This window comes from Clostridium sp., assembly GCF_036569345.1.
GTDB lineage: Bacteria > Bacillota > Clostridia > Clostridiales > Clostridiaceae > Clostridium_AD.
On the sequence record NZ_DATCQT010000054.1, the window covers coordinates 1 to 1829 of the forward strand.

General features: G+C 35.5%; 2 protein-coding genes. Both read right to left on the reverse strand.

Features of this window, described 5'->3' with window-relative positions:
- Positions 1-532: 532 nt before the first annotated feature.
- Entirely contained in the window at positions 533-931 is a 399-nt protein-coding gene (locus VIM70_RS05240; RefSeq protein ID WP_331944680.1) for a hypothetical protein, read from the reverse strand.
- Positions 932-942: 11 nt separating this feature from the next.
- Positions 943-1290: a YtxH domain-containing protein gene (locus tag VIM70_RS05245; protein WP_331944681.1), complete on the reverse strand. Its 348-nt coding sequence runs from the start codon at positions 1288-1290 to the stop codon at positions 943-945.
- Positions 1291-1829: the final 539 nt, after the last annotated feature.

Below are 1829 nucleotides of genomic sequence, written 5' to 3' on the forward strand. Positions count from 1 at the left end.
TGCTTCTGGAGCGAGTTCATGCACCTTGAGCAAACGAACTTCCGCACCTGCTTCTTTAGCAGCTTCAGATGCCCACCTAGCCAACTGATAATTTATGCCTGTCATGCTGTAATAAATGACTGCTAATTTAACCTTTTCCATAGTGATCCTCCTATCGCTTTATTCAAGCAATGATGTATGTATCAAAGCTTAAATAAGGAAAGTGCCCCATGAATTTTCATTCAATCTTTTCGCACTGCTTTTCGAAGCGCTTGGGGTCGCATTAACTTGTGCATTCGCAATGACAAATTCTTTAACATATCTCGATCATAGTACAGGCAATAGTGATCTGATGGACATCTTGTGTATTGATCAGCACAAATTATTCCTTGTAGAAAAGCTGACAAAGAGATGGACAGAATAAAATAAATCCTGTGTATCTCTCTGTCAGCCAATTTATTACAAACTATTAGCTTTCCAGAAGTCGTGAACGTTACAATACGCTCAAACGTCCGCTACGTGGTCCAGATTAAGGATGGTTTTCATGACCATCTTAAAAACTCCATTTTGATTTCTTTCGTTTTGCTAGATAATTCATTCCTGATCGAATGATTTCACTCACAATTTGAACGCCATCTATGGCAATTTCAGTTTTTTCGTTTAGTTTACCAGAAGAATTACTTATATTTTTTTCAATAATTTCAGCAGTGGCCGCTATAGTCTGAACGCCCTCTTGTAACTCTCCAGTGATCGCAGAAATATTAAAGGCTATTCCAGGCAAGGAAGAAATTGTGTTATTAATATTATCCTTATTTTTTCTAAGTGTGACCTTAATATCCCTTAGTATGCTATTTATATTACTTGCTGTAATGACTAAATAAACTAACAGAGTAATACCCGTCACTAAAAGAATAAATGTTAAAACCTCATTAAATGATATTGTAACGGCCATAAAGTCACCTTCTATCCTTTAAGATCGTCTATGATAGTTTCCGTTGTATCTAGAACACTGTCCTTACGGTGCATAATATCACTTCTAACAGACTCGAGTTTATCTTTTCCAACTCCGAATTTATCTTTGCCTTCCTTAACAAGCTCGTCTACTTTTTCCTTACCTTTTTCTACGGTCTCGACCACTTTTTCTTTGAGGGTGTCAAGTGACACATTGATTTCTTCAGATTTTGGAGCAATAAATAATGCTGTGACAGCGCCGGCTGCAGCACCTAAAACAGCTGCTAAAGCTAGATCTTTAGCTCTTTCGTTCCGTTTTTCTTTGTTGATAGCCTTAACCACATTTGTAACCAAAAGCATATTATTACCTCCATTCCTCTAATTGCGACAAATTATACCATAATGGCATTTTTCAGTCAATCATTATTTTTACAAAATTTTCTTTAATTACTTAGATTAAAAAGGATAAACCTTGTACAAAAATTTGCTTCCTTACTGTAAATATTATTGTATTTCTTACAAAATACTGTCTCCGGAGATCCTAGAAATCTGAACCTAAACGTATATATTCGACCAATAGGGCCATTTGCCTAACATGGGATTGTCCCTGATACGGCCCAATATGATTTCCAACGCAATTTCAAGTGATAGTCCTTTGTTTATTAAAAACAGGAGGCAAACATTGTACATGGCTACACAGAAAATAGGCTGTCCAATCTGTGCACACGCCAGGGTTAATTCGAAGAATTGTCTTAAATATATTAACAAAAGGGCCAAGTATTGAATTTTTTTATAGCTGTTAACCGTAAATTACAAAATATTATGCTATTATATTAATTAAAATGAAGCCTATTAATAAAAGGATACTTCATTTATTTAAGAAAGGGAGGGGGGGATTA

Bases quoted from the DNA above. Each gene is read 5' to 3' on its own strand.
- VIM70_RS05240 (WP_331944680.1), bottom strand. From the start codon at position 931: ATGGCCGTTACAATATCATTTAATGAGGTTTTAACATTTATTCTTTTA.
- VIM70_RS05245 (WP_331944681.1), bottom strand. From the start codon at position 1,290: ATGCTTTTGGTTACAAATGTGGTTAAGGCTATCAACAAAGAAAAACGG.